This is a genomic window from Streptomyces sp. NPDC054786, from assembly GCF_053611685.1.
Window position 1 is genome coordinate 18,367 of record NZ_JBSHAW010000033.1, and the last position, 15,382, is coordinate 33,748.

The following is a 15,382-nucleotide window of genomic DNA, read 5'->3' on the forward strand; positions in this document are numbered from 1 at the left end:
CTCCTCTTACGGGTGATGGTGCTGGTCTTACGGGTGATGGTGAAATCTTGCCGGGTGGCTACTGGTTGTCGCAGGTGGTGGCGCCAACAGGGGGCACGGCGTCGGCCGCTCCGGTGAGGGGGGCCGCCCCCGGCCGCGCGGATTCGGGAGGCAGGGGAACGGTGCCGGCACCGGGGTCCAGCCAGGGCAGGTCGTGCCCCATCCGGTCCCGCTTGGTCCGCAGATACCGCAGATTGTGCTCACCGGCCTTGACGGGCATCGGCTCCCGGCCGGTGACCTGCAGGCCGTAGCGCACCAGGGCGGCGGACTTCTCGGGGTTGTTGGTCATCAGGCGCAGCGAGCGCACCCCGAGGTCCTGGAGCATCTGCGCGCCCGCGGCGTAGTCGCGGGAATCGGCGGGCAGCCCCAGTTCCAGGTTGGCGTCGAGGGTGTCGCGGCCGCGCTCCTGGAGTTCGTAGGCGCGCAGCTTGGACAGCAGCCCGATGCCGCGCCCCTCGTGACCACGGAGGTAGATCACCACGCCGCGGCCGGCCTCGGTGATCCGCTGCAGCGAGGCCTCCAGCTGAGGGCCGCAGTCGCAGCGCAGCGAGTGGAAGATATCCCCGGTCAGGCACTCGGAGTGCACCCTGACCAGGACGTCCTCGCCCTCGCCGAGCTCGCCCGCGACCAGCGCGATGTGCTCGACGCCGTCGACGGTGGAGCGGTAGCCGTACGCGGTGAACTCGCCGTGTGCGGTGGGCAGCCGGGTCTCGGCCTCGCGGCGGACGGTGGGCTCGGACGACTGCCGGTAGGCGATCAGATCCTCGATGGAGATGATCGACAGTCCGTGCTTACGGGCGAACGGCACCAGCTCCGGCAGCCGCAGCATCGTGCCGTCCTCGCCCGCGATCTCCACGATGGCGGCGGCCGGGCGCAGTCCGGCGAGCCGGGCGAGGTCGACACCGGCCTCGGTGTGGCCGTTGCGGACCAGCACCCCGCCGGGCCGGGCGCGCAGCGGGAAGATGTGGCCGGGCCGGACGAAGTCGCCGGCGACGGACTCGCCGGAGGCCAGCAGCCGCAGGGTGGTGGCGCGGTCGGCGGCGGAGATGCCGGTGGAGACGCCGTGTGCGGCGGTGGCGTCGACGGAGACGGTGAAGGCGGTCCGCATCGACTCGGTGTTGTGCTCGACCATCTGCGGGAGTTCCAGCCGGTCCAGCTCCGGGCCCTCCATGGGGGCGCAGATCAGTCCGCGGCACTCGCTCATCATGAAGGCGATGATCTCGGGGGAGGCCTTCTCCGCGGCGATCACGAGGTCACCCTCGTTCTCGCGGTTCTCGTCGTCCACGACGACCACGGGGCGGCCGGCGGCGATATCGGCGATCGCCTGCTCGACGGGGTCGAGGGCGAGCGCCTCGGCGTCCTCGGTGTCGTACCAGCTCTGCAGTGCGGTCATGCCGCTGCTCCTTCCAGGACGGTGCGATCGGCGACGCGGGTGCGCAGCCACCAGTCGCGCATGCCCCACACGACGAGGGCGAGATAGACGACGTAGACGAGGCCGGAGAAGGCGAGCCCGCTGCTGAACGCGAGCGGGACGCCGACGACGTCGACCAGCAGCCAGGCGAACCAGAACTCGACCAGCCCGCGGGCCTGGGCGACCATCGCGGCGAGCGTGCCGACGAAGATGTAGGCGTCCGGCCAGGGGTTCCAGGACAGCTGCGGGATCAGGGTGAACAGGGTGCCGACGGCCGCGGTGCCCACGGCGGTGCCGCCCAGCAGCAGGCCGCGCTCGCGCCAGCCGGCGAAGCGTACGGCGATGGAACCGTCCTGCGCCTGCTGCCGGCCGCGCTGCCACTGCCGCCAGCCCCACAACGCCACGACGATGACGAGGAGTTGCTTGCCGACGCCGCCGCTGAGGTGGGCGGAGGCATAGGCGGCGACGAGGATCACGCCGGAGAGGAACTGCGCGGGCCAGGTCCAGATGGAGCGCCGCCAGCCGAGTGCCAGGGCGGCCAGACCGATGGTGTTGCCGATCATGTCCGACCAGATGACGTGCTGCCCGAAGGCCGTGAAGGCCTGGCCGTTCAGCGTATCGAGGACGCTCATCGGTCCATCTCCTTGATTTCCTCGAGGTCCTCGGTCAGGGCGGAACCCCGCCCGAGCAGCCGCTCGACATACTTGGCGAGGACGTCGACCTCGAGGTTGACGGGGTCGCCGGCCTTCTTGATGCCCAGCGTGGTCAGGGCGAGGGTGGTGGGGATGAGGCTGATGGTGAAGTAGTCGTCGGCGGCGTCGACGACGGTGAGGCTGACGCCGTCGACGGTGATGGAGCCCTTCTCGACGACATAGCGGGACTGCGCGGCCGGCAGCGCGATCTTGACGATCTCCCAGTGCTCACCGGGGGTGCGCTCGACGATGGTGCCGGTGCCGTCGACATGGCCCTGGACGAGGTGTCCGCCCAGCCGCCCGCCGAGCGCCATCGGGCGCTCCAGGTTGACGCGTGAGCCGGCGGCCAGCGCGCCGAGGCTGGAGCGGTGAAGCGTTTCGGCCATCACATCGGCGGTGAACTCACCGTCGGCGGTGTCCACGACGGTCAGACAGACGCCGTTGACGGCGATCGAGTCGCCGTGCTTGGCGTCCTCGGTGACGACGGGGCCGCGCAGTCGGAAGCGGGAGGCGTCACCGAGGTCCTCGACGGCGACGACCTCACCCAGTTCTTCGACGATTCCGGTGAACACTTCAGTTCTCCTCGTGGAGGGCGTGGCGGATGGGGGTGGCGGTGATGCGCAGATCGGGTCCGAGCCGTTCGGTGTCGGTCACGTCGAGCCGCAACGCCTGGGCGATGGTGGTGATTCCGGCGTCGCCGACGGCCGCCGGTCCGGCACCGAGCAGCACCGGGGACAGATAGCCGACGACCTTGTCGACGGCCTGGGCGGCGAGGAAGGCCCCGGCGAGCGTGGGGCCGCCTTCGAGCAGGACGGAGCGCACCTCGCGCTCGTACAGCGCATGGAGCAGTGCGGGGATGGAGAGCCCGCGTCCCTCGGCGGCGCGCGGCAGCCGGACGATCGGGGCGAGGCCTTCGAGGTGGCCGGTGTCAGCGTCCTCGGCGACCGCGATCAGGGTGGGCGCGGACCCGTCCAGCACGCGGGCGCCGGCCTTGACGGCGGTGGCGCCGGAGTCGACGACGACCCGCAGCGGCTGGCTGATCTCGTCGTCGGCGAGTCCGCTGATCCGGGCGCCGAGCTGCGGGTCGTCGGCGCGGGCGGTGCCGGAGCCGACGATGACGGCGTCCGCGGCGGCCCGCAGCCGGTGCACATCGGCGCGCGACCGGGGGGAGGAGATCCAGCGGCTGGTGCCGTCGGCGGCGGCGATCCGGCCGTCGAGGGTGGCGGCGTACTTCCACAGCACGAAGGGGCGGCGGCGCAGGACCGAGGTCAGCCAGGCCTCGTTGCCGGCGGCGGCCTCGTCGGCGAGGAGTCCGCCCTCGACGTCGATCCCGGCGTCGGCCAGGGTGACGGCGCCGCCGGTGGCCGTCGGGTCGGGGTCGGAGACCGCGTAGACGACGCGGGCGATCCCGGCGTCGATCAGCGCCTGGGCGCAGGGGCCGGTGCGGCCGGTGTGGTTGCAGGGTTCGAGGGTGACCAGTGCGGTGCCGCCCCGTGCCCGCTCGCCCGCGGCGCGCAGCGCATGGATCTCGGCGTGCGGTCCGCCGGCCCGCCGGTGCCAGCCCTCGCCCGCCGTGCGGCCCGCGGAGTCCAGGACGACACAGCCGACCACGGGGTTGGGGCTGGTGTGCCCGAGGCCGCGCGTGGCGAGCTCAATGGCTCGGCGCATCGCCGCGGTCTCGACGGGGGCTGCGGTGGCCACCGGGTCCTCCTGCCTCTCAGGGCACGGACTCCGGGGCTGTCTGGACGACAGAAAGCGGAACAACTCCACGGGGACACCGCGCCGGAAAGGAGAACCCGTCCAGAAAAAATCCGGACGCGCCGCCGACGGCGGTGTACCGAAGCTGGCCCGCCGCGCACTGCCTCCCATCCGGACTTTCACCGTCGGTGCAGGAATTTCACCTGCTCAACCGGCCGCTGGCTGCGGACGGGTCGCGGACTGTTACCGCCGGTTCGGAATTACACCGACCCCGGAGTGCGCTGCTGCTGTTATGTCAGTACAGCTTCAGTCTGCCACGCCCGGTAGTCGCCCATGCGGGCGAAGCGCTGTGGGCTGCCTCACAGCGTCCGGCGCGCCGCCTGTCACAGACGGCGCGCGTGACTCGTCATAACGGAGAGGTACGCGTCCCTACTCCCCTCAAGGACTGATCCGCGATGGCGACAATTCTGGTGACCGGCGGCACGGGCACGCTCGGGCGGGTCCTGGTCGACCGGCTGCTCGACGACGGCCATGACGTCCGGTCGCTGAGCCGGCGGCCGCACACCGGCACGGCGCGGCCGCGGCCACGGTCGTACGCGGTCGATCTGCGCGACGGCACGGGCCTGCCCGAGGCGGTGACGGGCGTGGACGCGATCGTGCACTGCGCCTCGACGCCGGCCGGCGGTGACACGGAGGCGGCCGGGCGGCTCGTGGAGGCGGCGAAGGCGGCGGGCGTGGCGCACCTGGTGTACATCTCGATCGTCGGCGTGGACCGGGTCCCGATCGGCTACTACCGCACCAAGCTCGCCGTGGAGCGCCTGATCGAGGACTCCGGAATCGGCTGGACGGTGCTGCGGACGACGCAGTTCCACAATCTGATGCTCGACGTGATCAAGACGGGCGCCCGGTCGCCGGTGCTCCCGGTGCCGACCGGGGTACGGGTGCAGCCGGTCGAGGTGCGCGAAGTCGCCGCCCGGCTGGCCGAGTTGGCGGTCGGCGAGCCGGCCGGACGGGTCACCGACATGGGCGGCCCCGAGGTGCTGGACGCCCGGGATCTCGTACGGGCCACGCTGGAGGCGGGTGGGCGGCGCCGGCTGATGATGCCCCTGTGGCTGCCGGGCAGCGGCGCCGCGGCACTGCGCCGCGGCGGCAACCTCACCCCGGAGCACGCCGAGGGCCGGCGGACCTATGCGGAGTTTCTCGCGGAGCGCGCGGGGGACGGGGCGCGGCGATGACGGACCGCCCGGAGCCGCCCGGAGCCGCCCGCAGTGGCCCGGAGCGGTCGGCAGCGGCGGGGCGCATCCGGCCGGCGCCCCGACCCCGCGGTGCCGGCTCCCCCTGCTCAGGGCACGGCAACTCACGTTGCGGGGCGGGCAGTTGACGCCCACGCAGCCCCCCGTCCGGCTCAACCAGCGGACGTGAACAGCTCGTTCTGAGCGGCGTCGCGCGCGGCGAGGACGGCGCCGCGCAGCACCGCCCGCCCGCCGACCGCCCCCGCGCGTACCTCGGTGCGCAGCGGGGAGAGCCGGGCCAGATGCCCGGTGACCCGGCCGGCGAGCTCCTCGCCGCCGCCACGGCCGATCTCCCCGCCGAGGACGACACACCCGGGGTCGAGCACGGCGCACACCGCCGCCACGCCGAGGGCGATCCGCGCGGCCAGCGCATCGAGGAAGGCCGCACCGGCGTCGCCGGCGGACGCCGCGGCCCGTACGACGGCTTCGGCGGGCGGGGCATCGACGTCGGGCGAGGGCGCGTTCGCCGCCCCGGCCCCGGCGGACAGGCCGTGTTCCGCCGCGAGCGCGCAGATCGCGGCGGAGCCTGCCAGGGAGTGGAAGCCGCCGTCGCAGCCGCTCGCCGAGGGCAGCGCGGCGGTGCCGGGGACCGGCAGAAAGCCGATCTCGCCGGTGCCGCCCGAGGCGCCGCGCCGCAGCGTGCCGTCCAGGACCACCGCGGCACCGGTGCCATGGCCGAGCCAGAGCAGGACGAAGGTCTCGCGGTCGCGGGCCGCGCCGTCGCGCTGCTCGGCGATGGCGGCAAGATTGACCTCGTTCTCCAGCAGGACGGGTACGGCGCGCCGCGCGCGCAGCTCGCCGACCAGCGTGGCATGCCAGGAAGGGATCCAGTCGGTGCCGCCGAGCCGCCCGGTGGCGGGGTCGACCAGGCCGGGGGCGCCGACGGCGATGGTGTGCGGAGGGTGTGCGCCCGCAGCGGCGAGGGCCTTGTCCACGACGGCGAGGGCGGTCGCGACGGCCGCGTCGGGCGCGTCGTCCGGGCCGATGGGGACGGTGCGCTCGTCGCGTACCTCGCCGAGGAGGTCCGCCACCGCGACGGTGACGCTGTGCGTCCGCAGATCGAGGCCGACGAGATGGGCCCGGTCGGCGACGATCCCGTAGAGCCGGGCATTGGGCCCGCGCCGCTGTGCACCGCTCTCGCCGACCACCGCGATCAGCCCGGCCTCCTGGAGGCGTTCGACGAGGTCCGCCACGGTCGGCCGGGACAGGCCGGTCAGCGATTTGAGCTGACCGGCCGTCAAGGAGCCCTCGGACTGCAGGAGTTGCAGTGCGAGGCGATCGTTGATGAGCCGTGCGGTGGCCGGGGAGGCGGTGCGGCCGGCCGCTGCCGCGCGCGGTGCATGCATGGCGGGATTCTTTCATCCTGTCGGGCCGACGCCCTTATTATCAGGCAGGGTTCCTGATAGTTTACGCCTCATGGTCGGCACCGGTGTCCCCCACGACGTCACCCCACTCCCCCGCGACGAGCTGCGCCGCGCGCGCCGGTCCGTCGCCCTGGTGTTCCTCATTCATGGCTCGGTCACCGGCAACTTCGCCACCCGTATCCCGTGGATCCAGGACCACACCGGCATCTCACCGGGCCAACTCGGCCTGGCCCTCGCCTTCCCCGCGATCGGCGCGTCGCTGGCGATGCCGCTGGCCGGCCGGATCAGCCACCGCTTCGGCGCCCGCACCGCACTGCGCGGTCTGCTCGCACTGTGGACCCTGTCGCTGGTCCTGCCCGCCCTCTCCCCCGGGCTGTACGTACTGTGCCCGGCGCTGCTGCTCTACGGCGCGGCCTCCGGGATGTCGGACGTCGCGATGAATGCCCTGGGCGTGGAGACCGAGGACCGGCTCGGCAAGCCGATCATGTCGGGGCTGCACGGCATGTGGAGTACGGGCGCCCTGCTCGGCTCGGCGGCCGGCACCGTCGCCGCGCACGCCGAGTGGGACGCCCGGCTCCATCTGGCCGGTGCGGCGCTCGTGCTGACGCTGCTCGGCGCGCTCGCCTGCCAGGGCGTACTGGATCTGCGCAGCGCCCCCGAGGAGCATCCGCCGCCGCGCTTCGCGCTGCCGCCGAGGTCGGCGCTGGTCATCGGGGCGATAGGTTTCTGCGCGGTCTTCGCGGAGGGCGCCGGTCTGGACTGGTCGGCGGTCTACCTCCGCGACGCACTGGGCACCGATGCGGGCCTGGCCGCCGCGTCGACCACCGCCTTCGCCTGCACGATGGCCGCCGCACGGCTGGCCGGGGACAAGGTGGTGGCCCGCTTCGGCGCGGTGCACACGGTGCGGGCCGGCGGGGTACTGGCCGCGGCCGGCGGCCTGTTGATCATCGCGGCGCGGCATCCGGCCCTGGCGATGGCCGGCTTCGGCCTGATGGGCCTCGGGATCGCGGTCGTGGTCCCGCTGGCCTTCGCGGCCGCCGGGCGCAGCGGTCCGGCGCCCAGCCAGGCGATCGCGGGTGTCGCCACGATCACCTACACCTCCGGGCTGATCGCCCCGTCCGCGATCGGCGGGATCGCCCAGGCGACGTCGCTGACGGTGTCGTTCGCGCTGGTGACGACCCTGGCGTGCGGGCTGGTGGTGGGTGCGCGGGTGCTGCGGGTGCCGAGCCGTACGGCGTCCGGCAGCACCCCCGCGGTGACCGGCGATCTGGAACGGTCCTGAGCCCGGCCGCGCCGGATCGCCGACGGCTCAGGCCGCGTTCGCCTCGGCGCCCGCGTCCGACGCCGCCGGCCGGAGCAGCTGCGCGGCGATGCTCCGGGCGCGGTCGGACCACGGAGTGGGGCGCAGCGTCTGCGCATCGACGCGGACCAGCACCCGGTGGCCGTGGGCGTAGATCTCGGTGGCATCCGCCGAGCAGAGCCGGAAGCCGTAGGTGAGGCCGGTGCGGCCGAGGCGTTCGACCCACACGTGCGCCGCGTAGCGGCCGGGCCGGGTGACCGGACGCGCGTAGGAGACGCGCATCTCCTTGATGACGTTGCACATGTCGCCCGCGGCGGCCCAGTCGCCGTCGAAGCCGAAGCCGTGACCGTGCCAGTACTCCGCCCAGGCGCGCTCGACCAGCAGCGGGTAGCGGGAGTTGTGGAGCATGCCGAGCGCGTCGAGGTCGTCGAAGTGGACGGTGACGGGGACCAGTTCGCCGTACGGGACGGTGGTGGCCGGCAGGGTTTCGACGCTCACGGGTGGTGCTCCTGGGGTCTGGGTGCGCCGGTCGGCGCTGTTGATGCGGATATTGCTGGTGGTGCGGGTGGTGCTCATGTGATGAGCCGGAGCCATCGTAAGCGGCTGCTTAGGATGCTTGGTCCGCCGGGATGCGGGGCGTGGTGGTCATGGGCCGGACCGTGGAGCAGTGGCCACGGATCAGTGACGCAGGACATAGCGACCACGAACCGGGATGCACCGGGACGGAGCGGATTTACCCCGCACTAACATTGCCCGGTCATCACCGTGTGAAGAAGTGGAGCAGTCATGGGCCTCGGCGTGCGCTGGACCGTGCATGGCGACGGGCGCAACCCGGCCCCTGGGGCAGTGGTCAGACCGGATGAGCGGCTGTCGTGGCCGCGCACCGTGGGCCTGGGCGCGCAGCATGTCGTCGCGATGTTCGGCGCGAGTTTCGTCGCTCCGGTGCTGATGGGCCTGGACCCCAACCTCGCGATCATGATGTCCGGCGTGGCGACGGTCATCTTCCTGCTGGCGACCCGCGGCCGGATCCCCTCGTACCTGGGCTGCTCACTCTCGTTCGTCGGAGTGGCCGCCGTGATCCGGGCGCAGGGCGGCACCAGCGCGACCGTCACCGGCGCGGTCCTGGTCGTCGGTATCGCGCTGTTCCTCGTCGGCGTCGCGGTCCAGCGGTTCGGTGCGCGGATCATCCACGCGGCGATGCCGCCGGTGGTCACCGGAGCGGTGGTGATGCTGATCGGCTTCAACCTGGCGCCGGTGACGGCGCGTACGTACTGGCCGCAGGACCAGTGGGCGGCGCTGCTGACCATGCTGTTCACCGGGTTCGCCGTGGTATGTCTGCGCGGCTTCTGGTCACGCATCGCGATCTTCCTCGGGCTGGTCTTCGGCTATGCCGTCTCCTGGGTCTTCGACCGTAGCTTCGGGATGATCCACTCGGTGAACGGCGCGGGGAAGGTCACCGATCACTGGCGGCTGGACTTCTCCGCGGTCGGCAAGGCCGACTGGATCGGTCTGCCGCACTTCCACGGGCCCAGTTTCCAGTGGTCGGCGATCCTGGTCGCGCTGCCCGTCGTGATCGCACTGGTCGCGGAGAACGCCGGACACGTCAAGGCGGTCGGCGAGATGACCGGCGACCCGCTGGACGACAAGCTCGGCACCGCGATCTCCGCCGACGGCGCGGCCTCGGTGCTCTCCACCGCGCTCGGCGGTCCGCCCAACACCACCTACTCCGAGAACATCGGCGTGATGGCGGCCACCCGCGTCTACTCGACCGCCGCGTACTGGGCGGCGGCCGGTTTCGCCCTGCTCTTCGGCCTGTGCCCGAAGTTCGGCGCCGTGGTTGCCGCGATCCCCGGCGGGGTGCTGGGCGGAATCACCGTCATCCTGTACGGCATGATCGGCCTGCTCGGCGCCCAGATCTGGGTGCACAACAAGGTGGATCTGCGTAATCCGCTGAATCTCGTGCCGGTCGCCGCGGGCGTCATCATCGGCGTCGGCGGAGTGAGCCTGCAGGTCAGCGATCACTTCGAACTGAGCGGTATCGCCCTGGGCACGATCGTGGTGCTTACCGGCTACCACGCACTGCGCGCCCTTGCCCCCGCACACCTCAAACCGCAGCCGCCGCTGCTGGACGAGGGCACCTCGTCGTACGACAAGGACTGACCGGGCGGCGTCGGGCAGGTGTCCGGGGCGGAGCGGGGAACGCGCCACAACCAGGCGCGCCGTTCGTTCCCCCGTTCCGGTCAAGGACCGCGAGCACACCTCTCTGTCCGTGACCGAGATGTCACGCTGAGTGGATGACGACGACTCAGCGCTATGACGTCCGTGGCCGCCCGGACCCGTCCGTGGGAACCGGCGCCCGGCCCCCGGCCGGCCCGGGATCCACGGCCGCCCCGCAGGTGACGGAGGTACTGACCCGGATGCGGGCGCTGGCCGCGGCGCTGCCCGCCGAGGACGGGGTGGCCGTCTTCAACGGGGTCTATCTGGCCGTCACCGAAGCCGTGGCGCTGCGGATCGGGGACGGCGCGTTCCAGGACCCGGCGGCAGCGGGCGAGCTGGACATCCGTTTCGCGCGGCGGTACTTCGACGCGGTGGATGCCACGGCCGCCGGGCTGCGGCCTCCGGCCTGCTGGCGGCCGCTCTTCCAGCTCCGCCGCCACCCGGGAGTGCATCCGCTGCAGTTCGCTCTGGCCGGGATCAACGCACACATCGGCCACGATCTGGCACTGGCCGTGCTGGACACCTGCCGGGCGCTGGAGTGCGAACCGGCCGCGCTGGAGACCGACTTCGACCGGGTCGGCGGGGTGCTGACGAGCCTGGAGGAGCGGATCCGCGAGCAGTTGATGCCCGGCCCCGATGTGCTGGACGTCGCCGATCCGCTGACGCATCTGATCGGCTCGTGGAGCCTGGACAAGGCCAGGGACGGCGCCTGGGTGGCGGCCAGGGCGCTGTGGAGCGTACGCCGGCTGCCGGAGGTGACCGAGGAGTTCGCCGAGCGGCTGGATGCCGGGGTGGGCCTGGTCGGGCGGATGCTGCTGACTCCGCTGCCCGGCTGATCCTGCCCACCGCCCGGCCGCCGCGTCGCGGCGATTCCCCGGAACTCCCATACGCCGGCGGTACGTTGACCGAGGGGTCTGATACGAAGGAGTGCGGCTACGGCCATTCGGCTCGGTCTGGGCCTTCCGCAGATGCGGCAGTACGCCATCGGACGCGACGTTCCCGGCGGGGCACGGGCCGCGGAGGAGACCGGTTACGAGAGCCTCTGGGCAGCGGTGCCCTCGTCCGCGCCTTCGCGCACCGCGGCCGGTGCCGTACCCGCCGCCCGTACCAGTGGTTCCATGCGCTCCCCCGCCACCGCTCTCCGGGCCCACAGAGTAGACCTCTGGGGCGCCCATGGCGGTGACGTACCGTCAATTACCCGTCTCGGGCCGTGCCGTGGGGGGTTCGCCGGCCGAGTCCTCGTAATAGGCGACGGTGTCCCCGGGGCTCCCTGTCCTGGCCGCCAGTCTGGCCAGGACCTCCCTGAGCACGGGATGTGCCGTGCCGGCCGCCAGGTCCTGGAGGGCGACGCGAGAGTAGTCACGCAGTGGAACCTGCGTGCCGTGCGGACCCGGGGGTTCGTCGTGCGACATCCGGTCCGCTCCGGGGAACGCCTGCTGATCCATCGGCGCTACATCCTCTCGCGACACCCGCTTGGTCACGCTCGGCCTGTGCACGGCGGAACACGAAGACCTCCGAGTGTGGGCTGTTCCTGGACAGCCCCACCACATCGGAGGTCTTCGCCGTTGAGCAAGACCCACGCATCAACCACGTTGCGGGTCAGGACACGACAGCTCGGCCTAGTCCTCGGGGAGTTCGACCGGCGCGATCTCGTCGTAGACGTCGCCCGGGCCCGGGTTCGTGGCATCCGTCGTCCCGCCGAAGTGGTGCATCACGCCCCACACCGCGTTGAGTGCGGTCTGCACGGCGCCCTCGGCCCAGCCCGCGGTCCAGGAGATGTCGTCGCCCGCGAGGAAGAGTCCCCGCTTGTCCTCGGGGAGCCGGTCCTGCATGAAGTGCGTGAACAGGCGCCGCTGGTAGCGGTAGTGGCCGGGCAGGTTCGCCTTGAAGGCGCCCATGAAGTAGGGCTCGTTCTCCCAGGACACGGTGACCGGGTTGCCGATGATGTGCTTGCGGATGTCGACCTTCGGATAGATCTCCGACAGCGACTTCAGCATGACCTCCATCCGCTCGTTCGCGTCCAGCGGCAGCCACTTGAGGCTGTCGTCGCACCAGGTGTAGGAGAGGCAGATGACGGCGGGCTCGTCCGGTCCGTTGTCGAGCAGATAGGTACCGCGGGTCATCCGGTCCGTCAGCGTCATCGACATGACGTCCCGGCCCGTGTCCTCGTCCTTGTCGAGCCAGAACGGCCGGTCGACGGGCACGAAGAGCTTGCTGGACTCCATGTAGTGGGTGCGCTCCATCGCCGTCCAGTGGTCGATGGGGAACAGCGAATCGTCACACGCGATCTTGCTCAGCAGCATCCAGGACTGCGCGGTGAAGACGGCGGCCTCGTAGGTGCGGATGTCGCCGTCGGCGTCGGTCACCGTGATGCGGTTGCCTGCGGTGCGGTGGAGACGGGTCACCGCGGGCCGGGGCGTGCCCTCGTGCAGCGACGACAGCGAGGTGCCCGGCGCCCAGTGCACGATCTTGGCGGGCTCCCGCTCCCACAGCCGCAGCGGCAGCTGCTGGCTGCCGCCGACGATGCCGCGGTGGTGGTCGTCGGCCTCGGTGTAGACGACCCGCAGGATCTCCAGGATGGAGTTGGGGAAGTCGGTGTCCCAGCCGCCGGTGCCGAAGCCGACCTGGCCGAAGATCTCGCGGTGGCGGAAGGACTTGAAGGCCGTCGAGTCGCAGAGGTAGCCGTAGAAGGTCTGGTTGTCGAGCTTCTCGACGAGCCGGGACCAGATCTCGCGGATGCGCGGGACATCGCGCTCGCGGATCGCCTGGTTCATGTCGGAGAAGTCCGCGCCCTCTTCCAGGCAGGCGTTCCAGGCGTCCATGACCTGGTGGTAGACCTCGGGGAGATCGTCGACCGTCCGGGCGTAGTGCGACTCGCCCTTGAGGTCGACGACGGTCGACGGAGTGTCCGGTGCCAGCGGGTTGGGGAACGGCTCGGTCCGCAGACCCACCAGGTCGATGTAGTGCTGGAGCGCCGTCGAGGACGGCGGGAAGCGCATCGCGCCCATTTCGGCGGTCAGGCCCGCGGCGTCGGACGAGGTGCCCTCGAAGCCGACGGTGCGCAGCCGGCCGCCTATTCGGTCCGCCTCGTAGACGACGGGCTTGAGGCCCATCTTCATCAGCTCATAGGCGGTGATGATGCCGGACAGGCCGCCGCCGATGACAGCGACCTCCTTGCCGTGCTCGATCGCGGGGATCTGGCCGAGGCCCGCCGGGTGGGCGAGGAAGTCGTCGTAGGCGTACGGGAAGTCCGGGCCGAACATGGTGATCGGCGGCTGGGCATCCGCGTGGTGGGCGGCGGTGGGCACCGTGGACGTCATCGGGGGCGGACTCCTTGCAGACAGGGCACAGCAGGCAGGGCAGCGCGGGCCGGGGTGGGCCGGCCTGCGGCGGATCAGAGGGGGTCGGGCGGGGTCGGTTCAGGTCAGCGGGCCGTACAGCTCCGGCCGGCGATCGTGCAGATAGGGGTTGTCGGCCCGGGATTCCTTCAGGAAGGCGGGGTCGACCTCGGCCCGCACCAGCTGCTCGGTGCGGCCGGCGCGGGTACGGACGACACCGTCCGGGCCGGCCACGCAGCTGAGGCCGACGAACTCGAACTCGCCCTCCGCGCCGACCCGGTTGACGTACGCCACGTACATCTGGTTCTCGAAGGCGCGGACCGGGATGACGGACTCGGCGACGAACTGGAAGGGGTGCATCTGCGCGGTGGGCACCAGCAGCAGATCGGTGCCGGCCAGCGCATGGGCCCGGACGTTCTCCGGGAACTCCACGTCGTAGCAGATCAGCAGGCCGATCCGGAGGCCGGCCAGCTCGGCCTGGACGACGGCCTGCTCCCCCGGGGTGAAGAATTCGTGCTCGAAGCAGCCGAAGAGATGCGTCTTGCGGTAGTTCGCGAGGCGCTCGCCCTCCGGGCCGATGAGCTGCGCCGAGTTGTACACCGCGGCGCTGTCGGGCTCGTCCCGCGCGGCGCGCTCCGGGTAGCCGTAGAGCAGCGCGATGCCGTGCTCGGCGGCGATCTTCCCGATGGCCTGTGCGCTGTCGCCGTCGGCGGTCTCGGCGAGGCGGTGGACCGCGTCGCCGATGGCGTAGCCGGTGAGGAACAGCTCGGGGCAGGCGAGCAGTCCGGCGCCGGTCGCCGCGGCCGAACGGGCCGCGTCGTCGAGGACCCGCAGATTGTGCGCGACATCGCCGGGCCGGCCCGAACTCTGGAGCAGGGCGGTGTGCAGCGACGTCATGGAACCCCTCGGCGAGGACGGTGCGGGCGGACGCATTGACGGTACGGTCCGCCGAGGATGCCGGACAAGCCGCCACCGTTGCGCGCCGAGGGACGATTCGTTGCGCGTTCAAGGGATGGTGCGGTGATTCGTTGCGCCCACGCCGGGAGGACCCCGTGCCGATGCGGATCCCGGCTCCTCGTGCACGTTCCGGGAGCCGGGATCGCGCACCCTCGACGAGGTCACCCGCACCCTGGCCGCCCGAGGCCGGCTCGTCACCGACGGCGACACCCTCGCGCTCACCGCGGCCGGCGGGGGCGAGGAGCCGGGCCAGCGCCGGCTGGGCGAGCGGGCCCTGGAGCGCCAGGCTGTTGAGCACCTGCCAGTCGCGCCGGGTCAGCCCGTGTGCGGACAGGACGTGGGCGAAGTCCTCATTGATCAGGGTGTCGAGCGCCTTGAGGTAGTAGCCGATGGGCTTGAGCGGTGTGGTGGTCATGAGGGCCGCCTCTCCGGCAGATGGATGCAGAATGACAAGTACCTGTCCCTGAGTATGCTTCTCCCGGGACGACGGGGGCAACGGGTTATCCGGAGCGGCGAGCGCGAGGAGAGTGCGGATGCACGACGCGGAGCGGGACGGGGCGGCCGGCGATGCCGCTGCGGAGGTTGCGGCGATCGAGCGCGCCATGGTGGCCCTGCGCCGCAGCGCCGCCCGCCGGACGCTGGCACGGCGGGCGGAGCGGCAGGCCGGGGCGCCGGTGCCGGGGGGTGCCGCGTTCGATGTGCTGGATGTCGTCGAGGCCGCCGAGGAGCGCGGGGAGGCGGCCGGGGTGCGCGAGGTGGCGGACGCGCTCCAGGTGGACCAGCCGCGGGCGAGCAAGCTGGTGGCGGCTGCCGTGCAGGCCGGCCACCTCCGCCGGGAGGCCGACCAGACGGACGGCCGGCGCACCCTACTGGCCGTCACCCCGGACGGCCGGGAGCTGCTGGAGTCCGTGCACACCTTCCGGCGCTCCGTGGTGGCGCGGGTGACCCGGGACTGGCCGGGCGCCGAACGGACCGCGTTCGCCCGGCTGTTCACCCGCTTCATGGACGATTTCGGCGCGGCGGGCGGGCCGCCCGGGGACCGCTGACCGGCCGTCAGCACCGCCGCGGCCGCGG

At 72.1% G+C, this 15,382-nt stretch carries 14 protein-coding genes and 1 riboswitch; of the genes, 5 read left to right on the forward strand and 9 right to left on the reverse strand.

The window, feature by feature from the left end:
* Positions 1-58: 58 nt before the first annotated feature.
* The 4 genes from ACWGI6_RS26170 to ribD are packed head-to-tail and all read right to left on the reverse strand — an operon-like array spanning position 59 to position 3,810.
* Positions 59-1,432 (reverse strand): bifunctional 3,4-dihydroxy-2-butanone-4-phosphate synthase/GTP cyclohydrolase II, encoded by a 1,374-nt coding sequence (locus tag ACWGI6_RS26170; RefSeq protein ID WP_453269776.1) that lies wholly within the window; start codon positions 1,430-1,432, stop codon positions 59-61.
* A complete protein-coding gene (locus ACWGI6_RS26175; protein ID WP_453269777.1) occupies positions 1,429-2,082 on the reverse strand; it encodes a nicotinamide mononucleotide transporter family protein in 654 nt (217 codons plus the stop codon). Before ACWGI6_RS26175 ends, ACWGI6_RS26170 begins: the two co-directional genes overlap by 4 nt.
* Positions 2,079-2,714: a riboflavin synthase gene (locus ACWGI6_RS26180; protein ID WP_453269778.1), complete on the reverse strand. Its 636-nt coding sequence runs from the start codon at positions 2,712-2,714 to the stop codon at positions 2,079-2,081. The genes ACWGI6_RS26175 and ACWGI6_RS26180 overlap by 4 nt, the downstream gene beginning before the upstream one ends.
* 1 nt (position 2,715) lies before the next feature.
* On the reverse strand, positions 2,716-3,810 hold the full coding sequence (gene ribD / locus ACWGI6_RS26185; protein WP_453269826.1) for a bifunctional diaminohydroxyphosphoribosylaminopyrimidine deaminase/5-amino-6-(5-phosphoribosylamino)uracil reductase RibD: 1,095 nt from the start codon (positions 3,808-3,810) through the stop codon (positions 2,716-2,718).
* Between the two features lie 183 nt (positions 3,811-3,993).
* A riboswitch (FMN riboswitch) is annotated at positions 3,994-4,124 on the reverse strand.
* Between the two features lie 171 nt (positions 4,125-4,295).
* Here ribD and ACWGI6_RS26190 point away from each other — a divergent pair.
* Positions 4,296-5,075: an SDR family oxidoreductase gene (locus ACWGI6_RS26190; RefSeq protein ID WP_453269779.1), complete on the forward strand. Its 780-nt coding sequence runs from the start codon at positions 4,296-4,298 to the stop codon at positions 5,073-5,075.
* Between the two features lie 170 nt (positions 5,076-5,245).
* On the opposite strand, the gene ACWGI6_RS26195 is transcribed toward ACWGI6_RS26190, so the two are convergent.
* Complete coding sequence (locus ACWGI6_RS26195; RefSeq protein ID WP_453269780.1) at positions 5,246-6,478, reverse strand: ROK family transcriptional regulator; 1,233 nt, start codon at positions 6,476-6,478, stop codon at positions 5,246-5,248.
* 70 nt (positions 6,479-6,548) lie between these two features.
* On the opposite strand from ACWGI6_RS26195, the gene ACWGI6_RS26200 reads away from it, so the two are divergent.
* Positions 6,549-7,778: an MFS transporter gene (locus ACWGI6_RS26200; RefSeq protein WP_453269781.1), complete on the forward strand. Its 1,230-nt coding sequence runs from the start codon at positions 6,549-6,551 to the stop codon at positions 7,776-7,778.
* A 27-nt stretch (positions 7,779-7,805) separates the two neighbouring features.
* Here the strand turns inward: ACWGI6_RS26200 and ACWGI6_RS26205 are convergent, their stop codons facing one another.
* Positions 7,806-8,294 (reverse strand): acyl-CoA thioesterase, encoded by a 489-nt coding sequence (locus ACWGI6_RS26205; RefSeq protein ID WP_453269827.1) that lies wholly within the window; start codon positions 8,292-8,294, stop codon positions 7,806-7,808.
* 288 nt (positions 8,295-8,582) lie between these two features.
* Here ACWGI6_RS26205 and ACWGI6_RS26210 point away from each other — a divergent pair, with 288 nt between their 5' ends.
* Together ACWGI6_RS26210 and ACWGI6_RS26215 are read left to right on the forward strand one after the other, a co-directional pair.
* Entirely contained in the window at positions 8,583-9,956 is a 1,374-nt protein-coding gene (locus tag ACWGI6_RS26210; RefSeq protein ID WP_453269782.1) for a uracil-xanthine permease family protein, read from the forward strand.
* Positions 9,957-10,213: 257 nt separating this feature from the next.
* Entirely contained in the window at positions 10,214-10,849 is a 636-nt protein-coding gene (locus ACWGI6_RS26215; protein WP_453269828.1) for a DUF5995 family protein, read from the forward strand.
* A 354-nt stretch (positions 10,850-11,203) separates the two neighbouring features.
* Here the strand turns inward: ACWGI6_RS26215 and ACWGI6_RS26220 are convergent, their stop codons facing one another.
* From ACWGI6_RS26220 to ACWGI6_RS26230, 3 genes are all read right to left on the reverse strand, one after another.
* Positions 11,204-11,458, reverse strand: coding sequence for a YxD-tail cyclophane-containing RiPP peptide (locus ACWGI6_RS26220; RefSeq protein ID WP_453269783.1), 255 nt, complete (start codon positions 11,456-11,458; stop codon positions 11,204-11,206).
* 174 nt (positions 11,459-11,632) lie between these two features.
* Positions 11,633-13,333: a flavin monoamine oxidase family protein gene (locus ACWGI6_RS26225; RefSeq protein ID WP_453269784.1), complete on the reverse strand. Its 1,701-nt coding sequence runs from the start codon at positions 13,331-13,333 to the stop codon at positions 11,633-11,635.
* 99 nt (positions 13,334-13,432) lie between these two features.
* Positions 13,433-14,248 carry a carbon-nitrogen hydrolase family protein gene (locus ACWGI6_RS26230; RefSeq protein ID WP_453269785.1) on the reverse strand — a complete coding sequence of 272 codons (816 nt, stop codon included), beginning with the start codon at positions 14,246-14,248 and terminating at the stop codon, positions 13,433-13,435.
* Between the two features lie 593 nt (positions 14,249-14,841).
* On the opposite strand from ACWGI6_RS26230, the gene ACWGI6_RS26235 reads away from it, so the two are divergent.
* Positions 14,842-15,354 (forward strand): MarR family winged helix-turn-helix transcriptional regulator, encoded by a 513-nt coding sequence (locus ACWGI6_RS26235; RefSeq protein WP_453269786.1) that lies wholly within the window; start codon positions 14,842-14,844, stop codon positions 15,352-15,354.
* Positions 15,355-15,382 lie beyond the last annotated feature (28 nt).

Bases quoted from the DNA above. Each gene is read 5' to 3' on its own strand.
- ACWGI6_RS26215 (WP_453269828.1), top strand. From the start codon at position 10,214: ATGCGGGCGCTGGCCGCGGCGCTGCCCGCCGAGGACGGGGTGGCCGTC.
- ACWGI6_RS26170 (WP_453269776.1), bottom strand. From the start codon at position 1,432: ATGACCGCACTGCAGAGCTGGTACGACACCGAGGACGCCGAGGCGCTC.
- ACWGI6_RS26210 (WP_453269782.1), top strand. From the start codon at position 8,583: ATGGGCCTCGGCGTGCGCTGGACCGTGCATGGCGACGGGCGCAACCCG.
- ACWGI6_RS26235 (WP_453269786.1), top strand. From the start codon at position 14,842: ATGCACGACGCGGAGCGGGACGGGGCGGCCGGCGATGCCGCTGCGGAG.
- ACWGI6_RS26230 (WP_453269785.1), bottom strand. From the start codon at position 14,248: ATGACGTCGCTGCACACCGCCCTGCTCCAGAGTTCGGGCCGGCCCGGC.
- ACWGI6_RS26200 (WP_453269781.1), top strand. From the start codon at position 6,549: ATGGTCGGCACCGGTGTCCCCCACGACGTCACCCCACTCCCCCGCGAC.
- ACWGI6_RS26225 (WP_453269784.1), bottom strand. From the start codon at position 13,333: ATGACGTCCACGGTGCCCACCGCCGCCCACCACGCGGATGCCCAGCCG.
- ACWGI6_RS26175 (WP_453269777.1), bottom strand. From the start codon at position 2,082: ATGAGCGTCCTCGATACGCTGAACGGCCAGGCCTTCACGGCCTTCGGG.
- ribD (WP_453269826.1), bottom strand. From the start codon at position 3,810: ATGCGCCGAGCCATTGAGCTCGCCACGCGCGGCCTCGGGCACACCAGC.
- ACWGI6_RS26190 (WP_453269779.1), top strand. From the start codon at position 4,296: ATGGCGACAATTCTGGTGACCGGCGGCACGGGCACGCTCGGGCGGGTC.
- ACWGI6_RS26195 (WP_453269780.1), bottom strand. From the start codon at position 6,478: ATGCATGCACCGCGCGCGGCAGCGGCCGGCCGCACCGCCTCCCCGGCC.
- ACWGI6_RS26220 (WP_453269783.1), bottom strand. From the start codon at position 11,458: ATGGATCAGCAGGCGTTCCCCGGAGCGGACCGGATGTCGCACGACGAA.